Genomic DNA, 16419 nt, shown 5'->3' on the forward strand with positions numbered 1-16419 from the left:
GCGCAACCAGACCATTATACTGAACCGTTCCAGACTGCTTCTTTTTTCGGACCTGTTGTCCGACTTCCAGCACCATTAAGGCTAAAAAGATTTCATGCGACTTGATAAGTTTATCGCTCAGCAACTCGGCGTAAGCCGCGCTATTGCCGGGCGTGAAATTCGCGCCAGCCGCGTTACCGTGGATGGCGACATTGTGAGAGACAGCGCGTTCAAACTGCAACCTGACCATCAGGTGGAGTATGACGGCAATCCGCTGACCCAGCAGCACGGTCCGCGCTACTTCATGCTCAATAAGCCGGAAGGCTACGTCTGCTCAACGGACGATCCCGATCACCCGACGGTGCTCTATTTCCTCGACGAGCCGGTGGCGCACAAGCTGCACGCCGCAGGTCGACTCGACATCGACACCACGGGTCTGGTACTGATGACCGACGACGGGCAGTGGTCGCATCGCATTACTTCCCCGCGTCACCACTGCGAGAAAACCTATCTGGTCACGCTGGAGTCGCCGGTGTCGGATGACACGGCAGAGAAATTCACGAAAGGCGTTCAGCTGCATAATGAAAAAGATCTGACCAAACCCGCCGTGCTTGAGGTGATTACGCCGACGGAGGTCCGTCTGACCATCAGCGAAGGGCGTTACCATCAGGTGAAACGTATGTTTGCCGCGGTGGGGAACCACGTTGTTGGCCTGCATCGTGAGCGGATTGGTGCGATCGAACTCGATCCCGACCTGGCGCCAGGCGAATATCGCCCGTTAACGGAAGAAGAGATCGCCAGCGTCGGTCTGCCTTCGCACTAATTTCAGGAGAGCTCTGTGACCACCAGGCCACACTCGTCGTTCAAAATCGTCTTCATTCTTGGCCTGCTGGCCATGCTGATGCCGCTGTCTATTGATATGTACCTGCCCGCGCTGCCGGTCATTTCCGCGCAGTTTGGCGTTCCGGCGGGCAGCGCACAGATGACGCTCAGCACCTATATTCTCGGCTTTGCCCTCGGCCAGCTGTTTTATGGCCCGATGGCGGACAGCCTTGGACGCAAGCCCGTTATTCTGGGCGGGACGCTGGTCTTTGCAGCCGCAGCGGTGGCCTGTGCGCTGGCGCAGACCATCGATCATCTGATTATCATGCGCTTCTTCCACGGTCTGGCGGCGGCAGCGGCAAGCGTGGTGATTAACGCCCTGATGCGCGATATCTACCCGAAGGAAGAGTTCTCCCGCATGATGTCGTTCGTGATGCTGGTGACGACGATTGCGCCGCTGGTGGCCCCGATGGCCGGTGGTGCGGTGCTGGTGTGGTTTAGCTGGCATGTGATTTTCTGGATACTGGCCCTGGCCGCGCTGCTGGCCTCGGCGATGATTTTCTTCTTTATTGATGAAACGCTTCCCATCGAGCGCCGTCAGAAATTCCACATCCGAACCACAATCGGCAACTTTGCCTCGCTGTTTCGCCACAAGCGCGTGCTCAGCTATATGCTGGCAAGCGGGTTCAGCTTCGCCGGGATGTTCTCCTTCCTGAGCGCCGGGCCGTTTGTCTACATCGAGCTGAACCACGTTTCGCCGCAGCACTTTGGCTACTATTTCGCGCTTAACATCGTCTTCCTGTTCATCATGACCATCATCAACAGCCGTTTTGTCCGGCGGGTGGGGGCGCTGAACATGTTCCGCGCCGGGCTGTGGATCCAGTTTGTGATGGCTATCTGGCTGGTGGTTAGCGCGTTTCTGGGCGTGGGCTTCTGGGCGCTGGTGGTCGGCGTAGCGGCCTTTGTCGGCTGCGTGTCGATGGTGTCATCTAATGCGATGGCGGTGATCCTGGATGAGTTTCCGCATATGGCGGGCACCGCCTCTTCCCTGGCGGGGACGTTCCGCTTCGGCATCGGCGCTATCGTTGGCGCGTTGCTTTCAATGGCCACCTTTACGACGGCATGGCCCATGCTGTGGGCGATGGCTTTTTGCGCAACCAGCTCGATACTCTTCTATCTTTACGCCAGTCGACCGCGAAAAGCGGCCCACTAAAACACAGAGAAGGCCCGGCAGGGCCTTTTTTGTTGATGCATATCAACCAAACCCCCGTTCGTTTATTCCGTGTTTGTTTATTTTATGTAAAATCTATTTGTGTAAAAAGTCACATCATTGTATTCAAAAAGGTTGAGTTAGATCGCAGAAACGGGTACATATAGCGCCGACGCGAGCCAGGAAACGGATAAAAAAGCGCTGAATAGTGCAGGCTGGCGATGATGTGTTACTATAAATGTAAATAAATTGTGAAGTAAATTTTGCTTCCGGGGAACGAACGTGAATACATTACAACTCTCCATTGTCCATCGCTTGCCCCAGAGCTATCGCTGGTCGACGGGTTTTGCAGGTTCGAAAGTTGAACCGATTCCGCAAAACGTCGCGGGCTGTGAAAACTGCCTTGTGGCACTCAAGCTGCTGAGCCCGAGCGACGAAAATGCATGGCGGGTGATGGAGCGTCTCAGTCAGGCCCTGACGGATATCGAAGTGGACAGCTCCGTGCTGGAGTGTGAAGGTGAGCCGTGCCTGTTTGTGAAGAGCCAGGACGAGTTTGCCGCCACCTGCCGTCTGAAGAATTTTGGCGTTGCCATCGCGGAGCCTTTCTCCGGCCAGTACCCGTTCTGACCGCTAGTCTGCCGACAACAGCTGGCGCGTGTAGCGCTGCGTTGGCGCGCTAAATACGCGCTGGCACTCACCCTGCTCGACCACTTCTCCCTGTCGCAACACAATCACCTGATGGCATAGCGCCCGCACCACCTGAAGATCGTGGCTGATAAAGATATAGGCCAGCCTGTGCTTTTCCTGCAGCCCTTTCAGCAGGGCCAGGATCTGCGCCTGAACGGTTCTGTCCAGCGACGACGTCGGTTCATCCAGAATAATCAGCTCCGGCTTCAGGATCAGCGCGCGGGCAATGGCGATACGCTGGCGCTGCCCGCCGGAGAATTCAGCCGGATAGCGGTGGCGCGTCCCGGCATCTAAGCCCACTTCGGCCATCACCCGCATAACTTCCTGCTCTCGCTGCTGAGCGTTCAGGCCGGGTTGATGTACGCGCAGACCCTCTTCGATAATCTGTAACACGCTGAGCCGTGGATTAAGCGAGGAGTTGGGATCCTGAAACACCACCTGCATGCGGGGCCGCACGGGCAGCATCTGGCGGCGGTTCCAGCGGTGCAGCGGCATATCGTCAAAGAGGATCTCGCCCTGCGAGGCAATTAAGCGCAGCAGCGCCAGACCGGTGGTGCTTTTGCCCGAACCGGATTCACCCACCAGCCCCAGAGATTCTCCCGGGCGCAGCGAGAAGCGGATGTGTTTCAGCACCGGATTCTGGTCGACGATGCGTCGCAAAATACCTTTGCGGATCGGGAACGAGACGGACAGCTCCTCAACGCGCAGCAGCGGCGTGCTGTCCGCATCGAGAGGAATCGGGTCGCCGGAGGGTTCGCTGTCGAGCAGGCGCTGCGTATAGGGGTGCTGTGGGGCACTCAGCAGCGCGGACGCCGTATTCTGTTCAACACAGCGTCCGTTTTGCATCACCGCGACGCTGTCGGCCAGCTTTCTCACAATGCTCAGGTTGTGCGTTATAAACAGCAGGCTCATGTTCAGCTCGTCACGCAGCTCCCGCAGCAGCGTCAATATTTGCGCCTGTACCGTCACGTCCAGCGCCGTTGTAGGCTCGTCGGCAATCAACAGCTCGGGTCGCGTGAGCAGTGCCATGGCGATCATCACGCGCTGGCGTTCGCCGCCGGAGAGCTGGTGCGGAAAATCATTCAGCCTTTTGGCCGCGTTGCGTATGCCTGTTCGCTCCAGACAGTCCAGAATTTCTCCCCGCGCGGCCTCTTTGCGCATCCCCCGGTGCAGGGAGAGCACTTCATAGAGCTGTTTCTCCAGGCTGTGCAGCGGGTTGAGGGAAACCATCGGCTCCTGGAAGATCATGGCGATTTTGTTGCCGCGAATGCCGCGCAGGGTATGCTCGTCGGCATGCAGCAGCGAGCTGCCGTGAAACAGAATATCCCCTTGCGGGTAGCTCACCGGTGGGGACGGCAACAGACGCAGGATAGAGAGTGCCGAAACGCTCTTGCCTGAACCCGACTCGCCCACCAGGGCCAGCGTTTCCCCGGTCTGGATCTGCAGCGACAGGTCGGTGACCACGTTGCGCGTCTCGCCCTGCTTTGAAAAAGCAATCGACAGGTTATCAATACTGAGAAGAGGCTGGGTCATTTTATACCGCCTTGTTCGGATCTAAGGCATCGCGCACGGCTTCGCCAATAAAAATCAGCAGTGAAAGCAGCACGGCCACGGAAAGAAAGGCGGCGATACCTAACCACGGTGCCTGCAGGTTGTTTTTGCCCTGTAGCAGCAGTTCGCCGAGCGACGGGGAACCCAGCGGTAGCCCGAAACCAAGAAAATCCAGCGAGGTGAGGGTGGTGATCGAGCTGCACAGAATAAACGGCAGGAAGGTGAGCGTTGCCACTACCGCGTTTGGCAGCATGTGGCGGAAGATAATCCCCCGGTCGCTCACGCCAAGCGCCTGCGCGGCGCGTATGTAGTCGAAATTGCGGGTGCGCAGGAACTCCGCGCGCACCACGCCCACCAGCGCCATCCAGCCGAACAGGACGGTGATGCCTAACAGCCACCAGAAGCCGGGCTGCACCACGCTGGAAAGCAGGATGATCAGAAACAGCGTTGGCATGCCTGACCAGACTTCAATAACCCGCTGGCCCCACAGATCAATTTTCCCGCCGTAGTAGCCCTGAACGGCGCCCGCCACGACGCCCATTACGCTGGAGAATATTGTCAGCATCAGCCCAAAGAGAAGCGAGATTCGCGTGCCATACAGGATGCGCGCCAGCACGTCCCCGCCGTTAGCATCCGTTCCCAGCCAGTTTTGTGCGGAGGGCGGGGAAGGGAAGGGGGATGTGGTAGCGAAGTTAATGCTGTTTGCGCCAAAGCGCACCGGCGCCCAGAGCGCCCAGCCGTGCTGTTCGATCTGCTGGCGAAGCCACGGATCCTGATACTCCGCCGGTGTTGCAAACGGGCCGCCGAAGTCGCTTTCGCTGTAACTGGCGATAACCGGCACGTACCAGCGGTCGTTAAAATGCACCAGCAACGGCTTGTCGTTGGCGATCAGCTCCGAACACATGCTTAAGGCAAAGAGCACGGCAAAAATCCACAGCGACCAGTAGCCGCGGCGGTTGTGGCGAAAGCGGGCCCAGCGGGCCTGGTTGGCGGGGCTTAAACGCGGCATCAGCGGCCCTCAAAATCGATTCGGGGATCGACCAGCGTATAGCTGATATCACTGATGATATTCAGCAGCAGGCCAATCAGGGTGAAAATATAGAGTGTGCCAAACATCACCGGATAGTCGCGAGATACGGTAGCCTCATAGCCCAGCAGCCCCAGGCCGTTAAGCGAGAACATCACCTCTATCAGCAGTGAGCCGGTAAAAAACATGCCGATGAACGTGGCCGGAAATCCGGCGATCACCAGCAGCATAGCGTTGCGGAACACGTGTTTCCACATGATCTGCTTCTCGCTCACGCCCTTGGCGCGGGCCGTGACGACGTACTGTTTACGAATTTCATCGAGAAAGGCGTTTTTGGTCAACATGGTCAGGGCCGCAAACCCGCCGATGACCGTGGCCAGCACCGGCAGCGTGATATGCCAGAGATAGTCGGTGATTTTCTGATACCACGGCAGGGAGCTGAAATCGGCGGAGACCAGCCCCCGCAGCGGGAAGAGGTCGAAATAACTTCCCCCGGCAAAAAAGACAATCAGCAGGACGGCAAACAGAAACGCCGGAATGGCGTATCCAATGATGATGAACGTGCTGCTCCAGATATCGAAGCGGCTGCCGCTATACACCGCTTTGCGGATCCCGAGCGGTATCGAGACCATATAGATAATCAGCGTTCCCCACAGCCCCAGCGTTATCGAAACCGGCAGGCTTTGCTTGATCAACGTTAATACTGACGCACTGCGAAACAGGCTGTCGCCAAAATCAAAGCGGATGTAATCCCAGAGCATCTTGAAATAGCGCTCGTGAATCGGTTTGTCAAAGCCGTAGCGGTGGGTGATCTCGGCGATCACCTCCGGATCCAGCCCGCGTCCGCCGCGATAATGGCTTTCGCTGATATTCCCTACGCCGGTTCGCGCATGGCTCGCCCCCATTCCTTCACCGCCGCCGCCCGGCATGCCGCCGCTGTTGCCAAATTCAATGGCGGCAATTGCCTGATCGACCGGGCCGCCGGGGGCGATTTGCACGATAAAAAAGTTAATCGTGATGATGGCCCACAGGGTGGGGATAATCAGCAGGAGACGACGGAGAAGATAGGCACCCATGATGATTCCTTATCGGCGCTCAGCGGGAAGTCTGGCGGCTTTGTTAACGTCATACCACCAGGTATCAAAGCCCAGGGAGTAGACAGGGCGCACGGCAGGCACGGAGAACTTGTCCCAGCGCGCAAGGCGATCTTCGCCCATATACCACATCGGCAGCATGTAGTAGTTCCAGGTTAAGACCCTGTCGAGGGCGCGCCCGAGCGGCAGGAGCTTTTCTTTATCCCCCTGCGCCGCCACTATTTTCGCAATCAGCGCGTCAATCGCCGGGCTTTTTACCCCCGGCGCATTGTAGGAGGAGTCAATGTAGCTGGAGGCCCAGGAAATTTGCAGGTCCGAGCTGGGCCACGGCTGGGCGGGCCACAGGCGCTGCATCATGTCGTAATCACGGCTGCGCATGCGGCTGGTGATCTGCGCGTTATCGACCTGGCGAATGTTCATGGTCACGCCCAGCCGCTCAAGGTTGTGCTTAAACGGCAGTACCCACTGATCGTTGCCCCCGGACGAGAGCAGCAGCTCAAAGCTGAGAGGCTTGCCCGTTTTGGCATCCACACGCTTTTGATTTTTCAGGTGCCAGCCCGCGTCATCCAGCAGTTTGCTGGCCTTCAGCAGGTTGTCGCGGTCGTAACCGTCACCGTTCGACGCGGGCGGCTGAAACACGGTGGTGAAAACCTCCGGCGGTAGCTCCGCTTTCAGCGGGGCCAGCAGGACCAGCTCGTCGGCTTTCGGGTAATCGCGCGCGGCATATTCGGTGTTCTGGAAATAGCTATTCGCACGGCTGTAAGCCCCGTAAAACAGCGCTTTGTTCATCCACTCAAAATCAAAGGCCAGGGAAATGGCCTCACGCACCCGGCGGTCATTAAATACCGGACGCTGAATATTAAACGCCAGCCAGCGGGTGTCCTGGGCAGACTCATTTTTGTGCTCGTCTTTGACGATATAGCCTTTGGCGAAATTTTTGCCTATATAGCGTGTCGCCCAGTTTTTGGCGCTGCTCTCGACGCGTAAATCGAAAGCGCCGGCTTTAAATGCTTCAAACGCCACGTTATCGTCGAGGTAGTAATCATAGCGAAGCGTGTCGAAATTCCAGCGCCCGCGGTTTACCGGCAGGTCTGCCGCCCAGTAGTCTTTCACGCGAGAGTAAACGACATATTGCCCCATGCGCCAGTCGGTGATGCGGTATGGGCCGCCTGCCAGCGGCGGCGTGGAAAGCGGGTCGCTTAGCTTATGATTTTTCCAGAACGACTCAGGCATCACCGGCAGCGAGAACAGGCTAAGCATGTTCTCTTTGTTCGGTTCGCTTAGCTCGATGCGCACGGTGAGCGGCGCAATGGCTCTGACGGAAGCCCCTTTATACACGATGCGAAACTGGGGGACGCCTTCGGTCATGAATTTATGGAAGGTGAACGCCACGTCGCTGGCCTTCACCGGCGTACCGTCGTGAAAACGTGCTCGCGGATTCAGCGAGATTTCCGCCCAGGCGAAGTTATCGGCATAACGCACGTTCTCGGCAATCAGCGGATAATAGCTGCCGGGCTCATCATCCGAGGTGACGAAGAGCGTATCGTAAAGCGATTCCGTTCGCGCGGCCGCCACGCCGCGCAGGGCGAAGCGGTTGAAGTTGTCGAATGTTCCCGTGGCGGAAAGCGTTACCTTTCCGCCCTTCGGCGCGGCAGGGTTGACGTAATCGAAGTGCGTAAAATTGACTGCGTATTTTGGCTCGCCAATCACCGCGAAGGCGATATTTTCTTTGATGGCTTGCGCCTGGCTGGACAGGCTGGTGAATGCCAACATCAGCAACATAAAGCGCATAAGCATCTCGCGGCGGCTCCCTCTTTTACAGTCCGACTCGGTTAAGCTGAATAATAAGTGACGTCACGGGCAATGTGAAATTAATCACCCGCGGGAGAAATATCAGGTCGCCATTCGCGGAACTGCGCCAGCGGCATCGGGCGGCTAATCCAGTATCCCTGCAGGAAATTAACGCCGTGTTCGCGTAGCCAGGCGGCCTGTTCCGGCGTTTCCACCCCTTCAGCGACGGTCGACATATTCAGTCGTCTTGCCAGCGTCAGGACGGCATCCAGCACCGGCGACGTCACGGTCTCAGTGCCAATTGCATTAACAAAGCCGCGGTCGATCTTGAGATAGTCCATGGTGAAATGCTCAAGATAAATCAGCGCGCTGTGGCCGGTGCCAAAATCATCAATGGCTATCTCAAACCCTTCGTTGTGTAGCCATTCGAAGAGGCTGTTGGCTTCCCGATGATTGAGCATGTCGCGTTCGGTAATTTCCAGCACGATCTGGAAGTAATCCTGCGGCAGTAGCGCTTTGAAGGTGCGCATATCGTCTTTGAAGCTTTCTGCATGCAGATGCCCCGGCGCAATGTTGATGCCCACCTTTGCTCCCGGAGGTAACAGCGTTTGTAACACGGGCGCATCGTGAATGATAAGGTCAAAGAGATGCAGCGTCAGCGGGACAATCAGCTTCTGCGCTTCGGCAAAGTTGATAAACGCGTCCGGCGGAATTTCCCCCATCGTCGGGTGTTTCCAGCGCATCAGCACTTCAAGCCCGGTCATCTGGAGCGATTTAGCATCGACGACGGGCTGATAAACCACATAAAACTGACCGCGCTTAATGGCGCTTAAAATCTCTTTACCCGGGTTGAGGCGAATGCTGAGGATATAGTAATTGAGCGATCCGGCACAAATGCCGCATACCAGCCCGAAGAACAGGGCATAGAGAATTTCATCGCTGGTCCATGCGTCCGCATACAGGTTTATGGTCAGGGGGACGTCTTTCAGCGTCGCGGTTCGGGTCGGCGTTTCGTGCAGATCTTGCGCGTTGACCAGCGTGCCGGACTGCGTTGACAGCGCGTGATCGCCAATGATGATGGCGATGCCGGCAAATTCGTCCTGGCGAGCGGTGTAGAGCAGGTAAGGCGTCAGATTGAGATTCACCGAGGTGAACACGCCGCCGTCCTTCACCAGCGGATTACGGTACCAGATGGCAATCGCGGGCTTGTTGGGCAACATGGGGGTGCCAGGAAGCAACGCCATATCAATCTGTTTGTCGATGTGCAGCTCGGGTATCAGCTCCTCCATCGGGGAATTCATCGGCCCCGTGGCAGAAGAGCAGAACGCCATTTTGTCTCTGACCAGCAGGAATGCGCGAACGTTAACGCTAAAGGCAGCGCGCGAGGTAAGCTCCTGATTGACGTCGTGACAGCTGTTTAACGTGAGCGGCTGGAGCACATCGATAGAATTTTTTAACTCATCGAAATAGCTCTTCATATAGATGCTCACATCGTGGATCAGGGTGTCGAATTTGACTTCCCGCTTGTGGTAGCTCCAGAAAAATTGCAACGAACCCAGGAGCAGGGCGGCGATCAGGCCTGTGATGATGCTGAGGATCAGTATTTTTCGATTGCTGGAGAAATAGCGGGTGAACATAGACGTCGTGATTCCTGAAATGCCGCTGGATGTATTCAGTGTAACGGGCAAAAAAAAACACTGCCGAAGCAGTGCTTTTTTTCATCATATCGCCAGCCAAGGGATAACCAACGATACGATAGTCATATTAACTGCGGGTCAGTACGCGGCGTGCTTCGTTGTAGCGCTTCTTCCAGTACGGTTCATTCATGCTGGAAATGGTCACACCGCTACTGGTGGAGGCATGTACAAACTGGTCATTACCAATGTAGATGCCAACATGTCGACCTGTAGAACCGGCACGGAACAGGACTAAATCACCGGTGCGCAGTTTAGTACGTGAAATCGACTTGCCCATCTCCTGCTGTTCATAGGTTGAACGCGGAAGATCTAACCCAAATTGCTCACGGAACGTACGCTGTACAAAACCGGAACAATCAATACCTGTTTTTGTGCTGCCGCCAAGACGATAGCGCACGCCTTTCCAGTCAGCATACTGGTCCATAATGCGGGACTTCACGTCCAGATTACGTACCATATTTTCAAATTCATCCTGAGAGGCTTGCAGTGACGAGGAATCTTCCATTCCCACAACACGCGTCTCAGGATGCATATTCTTTGCGGTGTTAGATGTACTACATGCAGACAACAGTACCGCGACTGCTATCGCCGGGATCCCCCGTAAGATATATCTCAGAAACGGTTGAGATTTGACCATTTTGTTTATTATCCCTTGAAGTCCTTAACGACAAATATCGTTATAAAAATGCCAAACGTGACGAGACTAATTATCTGTTCACATTGAGACAATTCTTTCTGGTCACATTTGTGGCTCAGCGCACAAAATTATTCGCCATTGAAATAATTATCTCTATGGGGCAAAACGAGTTCGAGATTAACCGATTGCCTGGGGTAATGCGAGAAAAAAAAGCCTTTTTTTTATAAGAAAATGTGATACAGAAAGTAAAAACATGGAAATGCTCAAAATACCGGCAGATCCGCCGCGTAATCGCGTAATTGATTCATTTTTATCATGAATATGATGACGAGAATATGACACTGGGGAAAGATCGCGGCGAGAACGCTATCAGGGATCATGTCGATCCCTGATAGCTCACGTTAATTTAGGTTAGTTATTTGTTTAATTATTGTTGCGCCCTGCCGGGAAGATAGCGATCGAACAATACTATTATCCTGTCGCTCAGTGGGGTCATTAAACACCACGGCAGCGCAATCAGCGCCACGGAGAGCGAACCGACGGCAATATCGGTAAACCAGTGAGCGCCAATCATTACGCGCGGGAAGGCAAAAACCACAAAAATAATCAGGGCTATGGCAAAGGCTTTTCTGCCAAAATAGCGAAGCATAATGGCGCAAAAAATAAGCAGCATCATACCGTGATCGCCGGGGAAACTGTCCTTCGACGCATCTTTTGTTGGAATATGCAGCAGTTCGCTGACGCGATAAATATCGGTGAAGAATAGCGTTGGGCTTGAGCGCTTAACCGGAATAATCGCGGTTGCCAGCTGGTTAATGGCGACGGCAAACAGCAGCATTACCAGACCGATAATGAGAATACGCCGACGCCCGGCTTTATCCTCTTTCAGCCAGAAAGAGAGCATCAGGCAGCCCATGGCCAGCAGCGAGAAGCCGTCGAAGGCGCGGTTGTTGGTAATTGCCACCAGCCACAGGAACGCGTTGCTCTTCACCAGCTCCTGGTTGAAGAAGTGAAAAATGGCAGAATCCAGCGGGAACCAGAAACCATGATCCGCCGGGATATACCAGGAGAAGAAAAGCGCCAGACCGGCGACATTAAGCAGTAAGATCAGGGGAAATCGAGTTGTCATAACGTTCTGCATAGAGTGAAAACTGGGGCAACGTTAGCCGCCCGAACTTAAACGAATCCTCAACAGGCTGGACTGGAGGGCATTCCAGTCGGCGTTAACCGCACTAATTAACTCTATTCGGCTGTCAGGCGGCGCCACATTCTGCGTTTCAATAAAGAAATCGTCACCCTGACGGTTGATCCTTACCAGCCCGTCTGGGGTGCGCATGATCCCTTTCACGCGATCGACGGGAGCAAGTCGGGCCCACTCCAGGATCCCAATGGTGTCAAAAACGGTTTCAGCATCAAATATCCATCCGCAGGCCTGATATCCCTGGCCGCTGTTCAGGTTACGACGCCAGCGCTGGTGTTCCGGCAGGCTGAGAGCGGCTAAACCCTGCTTAACCGGATGACTGTGCGAATGAGCCGCACTGGCAGGCAGGTCGGTGAGGTTCAGACGAGGCAGGTCAAGCAGGGCGTTATCAATATTCCCCTGTGTGGCCTGCACCCGCATGCGGTTGCCGCCAAAATGCTGCCACCACGCCTCCAGCGCGGCCTGGCTTTCTGGCGTGGCGCGATCTTCCTTGTTGGCGACGATAACGTCCGCCGAGGCGAGCTGATCGCGGAAGTTCTCATTGGCCACCGCCTTGTCATCCAGAAGCTGACGCGGATCGAGCAGGCACAGGGTGGCGCGCAGATCGATCCACGGCTCGTAAACCGGGGCGGTCAGTAAATCGAGGATCTGCTTCGGATGGCCCAGCCCGGTGGGTTCAATCAGCAGGCGGTCAGGTTTGCCCTGACGCAGCAGGGTATTGAGCCCGACCTGCATAGGCAGGCCATTAACGCAGCACATGCACCCGCCGGGGATCTCTTTAATCATAGCGCCGCTGGATGACAGCAAGGCGCCGTCAATGCCCACCTCGCCAAATTCATTGACCAGCACGGCCCATTTCTCGGCAGGATCTTTATTCGCCAGCAGGTGGAGAATTGAGGTGGTTTTACCGCTGCCGAGAAAACCGGTGATGAGGTTGGTTTTGGTCACGTGCGCTCCAGATGAGAATGGTGATGCTATAACACTATTCTCTCTATCCTGGCGAAAAACGTGACCGATGAGAAGGGGAGGGGCGAACGGAGGCCGAATCCGTTCGCGTTAAGCGCAATAATCGTTAAACATTTAACGTTTCGATAACAGCCTGACGCGCGCCGTGGCGGGTGATGCGCTCATAAGCCTGGCTGACAGCCTCCACAAACGCGCTGTTTTGCGCGAGATCGTGACCAAAGACCTCGCTCAGCCCCAGCAGGGCGTTAACGCGCTCGGCGTCGCTGCTGGCATTGACCATCGTGCGAATTTTATCGCTGAGGGGATCGCGAACGTCAATCGCGTTGCCACGGTCGTCGGTACCGCTGACGTAGCGTATCCAGCCGGCCACGCCCAGGGCCAGCAGAGACCACGGTGTTTTTCGCTCAAGATGAACGCGGATCCCGTCCAGCATTCTCTGGGGCAGCTTCTGGCTACCGTCCATCGCGATTTGCCAGGTCCGATGCTGGAGTGCCGGGTTGGCAAAGCGCTCCAGCAGGCTATCTGCGTAGGCGGTGAGGTCGACATCCTTAATGCGTAACGTGGGCGCCTGCTCGTCCAGCATCAGCCGACGGGCGCCTTCGCGGAACGCAGCGTCCTCCATGCATTCATTAATATGGGCATAGCCCGCGAGATACCCCAGATACGCCAGGAAAGAGTGGCTGCCGTTTAGCATGCGCAATTTCATCTGCTCCCAGGGCAGAACATCCTGCACCATCTGAACGCCCGCTACTTCCCAGTCCGGACGGCCGGCGACAAAATTATCTTCAACGACCCACTGAATGAACGGCTCGCAGCTGATGGCGCACGGATCTTCCACGCCGAGCGCGTCGGTGATTTCCGCCAGTGAGGCCTCCGTCGCGGCGGGAACAATTCTGTCGACCATCGTCCCCGGGAAGCTCACGTGGCTGTCAATCCATTCAGAAAGCGCTGCGGAACGCTTTTGCGCCATGCCCAGCACCGCGTTTTTCACCACGTGCCCGTTATCAGGGATATTGTCGCAGGAGAGCACGGTAAACGCAGGCAAGCCGCGCTCGCGGCGGCGGTGGAGCGCTTCGACCAGGATCCCGGGGGCGGAATGCGGCTCTGAGGGATTCTCAAGATCGTGGATTATCCGGGCGTTGTGCAGATCGAGTTTCCCGGTCGCGGGATCGATGCAATAGCCTTTCTCCGTAATGGTGAGCGACACAATAGCGACCTGAGGCTCGCAAAATTTCTCAATAATGGCGGGCAGAGAGTCCAGCTTTGCGTTCAGGCATTCATGGACGGCGCCGACGATAATCGCCTCATTTCCTTCTGCCCCTTTCTCCAGCACGGTGAACAGGTGATCCTGCGCGCGCAGCTGGCTCATCAGCACGTCGCCGCTGAAGAGGCTAATCTCACAAATACCCCAGTCGCCGCCTTTTTCATTCAGCACCCGATTTGTTAACAATGCCTGGTGCGCACGGTGGAACGCGCCAAAGCCAAAATGGACGATGCGGGAGCGTAATTGCGCGCGATCGTAGCGAGGTTGCTGAACCCGGGCAGGAAGGGCGGTGGAGGCAATTGTCTTCATGAGATACACACCTGATTAACCATTAATTAACAATGCCAGTGTAAAGTTATATGACAGCAAATAAAATTGGTGAGCCTTAAATATCCCCGTTCTGTGAGTTTGATCAATCAATGTGAGGCGGTATATTGACCCCTGGCGGCAAACATGTATGGTAGTCGTCATTGCAGTAACGCATATTGGTATAACAACTTAAGAGGGTGAGGCAATGGAACAAACCTGGCGTTGGTACGGGCCGAACGATCCGGTTTCTCTTGATGATGTGCGCCAGGCTGGCGCAACGGGTGTCGTCACGGCGCTGCATCATATTCCTAACGGTCAGGTATGGCCGGTTGAAGAAATTCAGCAGCGTCAGGCGCTGATGGCGGAGAAGGGGTTAACCTGGTCTGTGGTAGAGAGCATCCCGGTTCACGAAGACATCAAAACCCATTCCGGGGAGTACCAGACCTGGATAGCTAACTATCAGCAGAGCATTCGCAACCTGGCGGCCTGCGGCATTGATACGGTTTGCTATAACTTTATGCCCATCCTCGACTGGACGCGTACCGATCTTGAATATCAGATGCCGGACGGCTCGAAAGCGCTGCGTTTCGACCAGATCGCCTTCGCGGCGTTTGAGCTGCACATTCTGAAACGTCCTGGCGCCGAAGCGGATTACACCGCGGAAGAGCAGCAGCAGGCGCTCGAATGGTTCAATGCAGCCAGCGACGCGGACATCGAAAAGCTGACCCGTAATATTATTGCGGGCCTGCCGGGAGCTGAAGAGGGGTATACGCTGGATCAGTTCCGCGCGCGCCTGGCGGAATACGGCGATATTGATAAGCAGCAGCTGCGTGAAAACATGGCGTACTTCCTGCGCGCTATCGTGCCGGTTGCTGAAGAGGTTGGGGTACGCCTCGCCGTGCACCCGGACGATCCACCGCGTCCTATCCTCGGCCTGCCGCGCATTGTTTCCACTATTGAAGATATGCAGTGGCTGAAAGAGACGGTCAACAGCATCTATAACGGCTTTACCATGTGTACCGGCTCCTACGGCGTGCGCGCGGATAACGACCTGGTGCGGATGATTGAAACCTTTGGCGATCGCATTCATTTCACGCACTTGCGTGCGACCTGCCGCGAGGAGAACCCAAAAACCTTCCACGAGGCGGCGCACCTGGGCGGCGATGTGAATATGGTGGCGGTGGTAGACGCCATTCTGGCGGAAGAGGCGCGTCGCAAGCAGGCGGGCGATGTGCGTCCTATCCCGTTCCGTCCGGATCACGGCCACCAGATGCTGGACGATCTGCGCAAGAAAACCAACCCAGGCTATTCGGCGATTGGCCGTCTTAAAGGGATGGCGGAAGTGCGCGGCGTCGAGCTGGCGCTGAAGATGACGAAGTATCCGGAGCTTCTGTAAGCTCTGTTGCCCGGTGGCGCTAAGCTTACCGGGCCTACAAAAAAACCGGCCTGAGAGCCGGTTTTTGTGTTTTTGTCGGTCGGGTAAGGCGAAGCCGCCACCCGAAAAACGCCGCAATCAGTCGGCGCGACCCATATAGCGTTTTTCTTCGATATGGATGCGGATCTTCTCGCCAGCGGAGAGGTATTCCGGCACCTGCACAACCAGACCGGTGGTCAGGGTAGCCGGTTTGTTGCGCGCACTTGCGGATGCGCCTTTGATACCTGGTGCGGTTTCCACGATTTCCAGATCGACGGTCTGGGGCAGCTCCAGCGCCAGCAGCACGCCGTCCCAGGTCAGGACCTGCATGTCAGGCATACCGCCTTCAGGGATAAACAGCAGCTCTTCTTCAATCTGATCTTTGGTGAAGATGTACGGGGTGTAATCTTCTTTATCCATGAACACGTATTCGTTGCCGTCGATGTAGGAGAAATCAACGTAGCGACGGGTCAGGGTCACGGTATCGACGATATCGTCACCTTTAAAGCGCTCTTCCACCTTCAGGCCGGTACGCACATCGGCGAAACGCATTTTGTACAGCGTTGCTGCACCACGGGCGCTCGGGGCCTGAATGTCGATATCTTTCACAATCAGCAGTTTGCCGTTGTAATTCAGCACCATACCTTTCTTAATTTCGTTCGCTCTTGGCATTGCAGTAATCCTGTTTACGGGAGGTAAAAAATATCGCGCCAAATTACTCGCGCGCGGCCTTTCAGGCAAGAGGAATTCGTGGCTTTTGCTATCAATAC

Annotated in this window: 14 protein-coding genes; 4 read left to right on the top strand and 10 right to left on the bottom strand. The window is 55.8% G+C overall.

Features of this window, described 5'->3' with window-relative positions:
- Nucleotides 1–94: 94 nt before the first annotated feature.
- The 3 genes from rsuA (at nt 95) to INF68_RS17590 (ending at nt 2638) form a co-directional block, all read left to right on the top strand.
- Complete coding sequence (gene rsuA, locus INF68_RS17580; protein ID WP_109845344.1) at nt 95–802, top strand: 16S rRNA pseudouridine(516) synthase RsuA; 708 nt, start codon at nt 95–97, stop codon at nt 800–802.
- 15 nt (nt 803–817) lie between these two features.
- Nucleotides 818–2014 (top strand): Bcr/CflA family multidrug efflux MFS transporter, encoded by a 1197-nt coding sequence (locus tag INF68_RS17585; RefSeq protein WP_126786716.1) that lies wholly within the window; start codon nt 818–820, stop codon nt 2012–2014.
- Between the two features lie 279 nt (nt 2015–2293).
- Nucleotides 2294–2638 carry a YejG family protein gene (locus INF68_RS17590; protein WP_045334337.1) on the top strand — a complete coding sequence of 115 codons (345 nt, stop codon included), beginning with the start codon at nt 2294–2296 and terminating at the stop codon, nt 2636–2638.
- Between the two features lie 3 nt (nt 2639–2641).
- On the opposite strand, the gene yejF is transcribed toward INF68_RS17590, so the two are convergent.
- The 9 genes from yejF to INF68_RS17635 form a co-directional block, all read right to left on the bottom strand.
- Nucleotides 2642–4231 (bottom strand): microcin C ABC transporter ATP-binding protein YejF, encoded by a 1590-nt coding sequence (gene yejF, locus INF68_RS17595; RefSeq protein WP_126786717.1) that lies wholly within the window; start codon nt 4229–4231, stop codon nt 2642–2644.
- Between the two features lies 1 nt (nt 4232).
- A complete protein-coding gene (locus INF68_RS17600; protein ID WP_126786718.1) occupies nt 4233–5258 on the bottom strand; it encodes an ABC transporter permease in 1026 nt (341 codons plus the stop codon).
- A complete protein-coding gene (locus INF68_RS17605) occupies nt 5258–6352 on the bottom strand; it encodes a microcin C ABC transporter permease YejB (protein WP_109845341.1) in 1095 nt (364 codons plus the stop codon). Before INF68_RS17605 ends, INF68_RS17600 begins: the two co-directional genes overlap by 1 nt.
- Before the next feature lie 9 nt (nt 6353–6361).
- Nucleotides 6362–8167 carry an extracellular solute-binding protein gene (locus INF68_RS17610; protein ID WP_126786719.1) on the bottom strand — a complete coding sequence of 602 codons (1806 nt, stop codon included), beginning with the start codon at nt 8165–8167 and terminating at the stop codon, nt 6362–6364.
- Between the two features lie 74 nt (nt 8168–8241).
- A complete protein-coding gene (locus INF68_RS17615) occupies nt 8242–9798 on the bottom strand; it encodes a cyclic di-GMP phosphodiesterase (protein WP_126786720.1) in 1557 nt (518 codons plus the stop codon).
- A 127-nt stretch (nt 9799–9925) separates the two neighbouring features.
- Nucleotides 9926–10495 (bottom strand): bifunctional murein DD-endopeptidase/murein LD-carboxypeptidase, encoded by a 570-nt coding sequence (mepS, locus tag INF68_RS17620; protein WP_008500946.1) that lies wholly within the window; start codon nt 10493–10495, stop codon nt 9926–9928.
- Between the two features lie 427 nt (nt 10496–10922).
- Entirely contained in the window at nt 10923–11624 is a 702-nt protein-coding gene (locus INF68_RS17625) for a phosphatase PAP2 family protein (protein WP_185874192.1), read from the bottom strand.
- A gap of 33 nt (nt 11625–11657) precedes the next feature.
- Nucleotides 11658–12644 carry a GTP-binding protein gene (locus INF68_RS17630; protein ID WP_126786722.1) on the bottom strand — a complete coding sequence of 329 codons (987 nt, stop codon included), beginning with the start codon at nt 12642–12644 and terminating at the stop codon, nt 11658–11660.
- Nucleotides 12645–12768: 124 nt separating this feature from the next.
- The gene (locus INF68_RS17635) at nt 12769–14235 is read right to left on the bottom strand and encodes a mannitol dehydrogenase family protein (RefSeq protein ID WP_126786723.1); all 1467 of its coding nucleotides are present in this window, start codon (nt 14233–14235) and stop codon (nt 12769–12771) included.
- A gap of 205 nt (nt 14236–14440) precedes the next feature.
- Between INF68_RS17635 and uxuA the strand changes: the two genes are divergently transcribed.
- Entirely contained in the window at nt 14441–15631 is a 1191-nt protein-coding gene (gene uxuA / locus INF68_RS17640; RefSeq protein WP_109845334.1) for a mannonate dehydratase, read from the top strand.
- A gap of 117 nt (nt 15632–15748) precedes the next feature.
- Here the strand turns inward: uxuA and yeiP are convergent, their stop codons facing one another.
- Nucleotides 15749–16321 (bottom strand): elongation factor P-like protein YeiP, encoded by a 573-nt coding sequence (gene yeiP / locus INF68_RS17645; protein WP_008500940.1) that lies wholly within the window; start codon nt 16319–16321, stop codon nt 15749–15751.
- Between the last annotated feature and the right edge of the window lie 98 nt (nt 16322–16419).

Source organism: Enterobacter cloacae complex sp. P16RS2 (assembly GCF_014982155.1).
Classification (GTDB): Bacteria; Pseudomonadota; Gammaproteobacteria; order Enterobacterales; family Enterobacteriaceae; genus Enterobacter; species Enterobacter cloacae_M.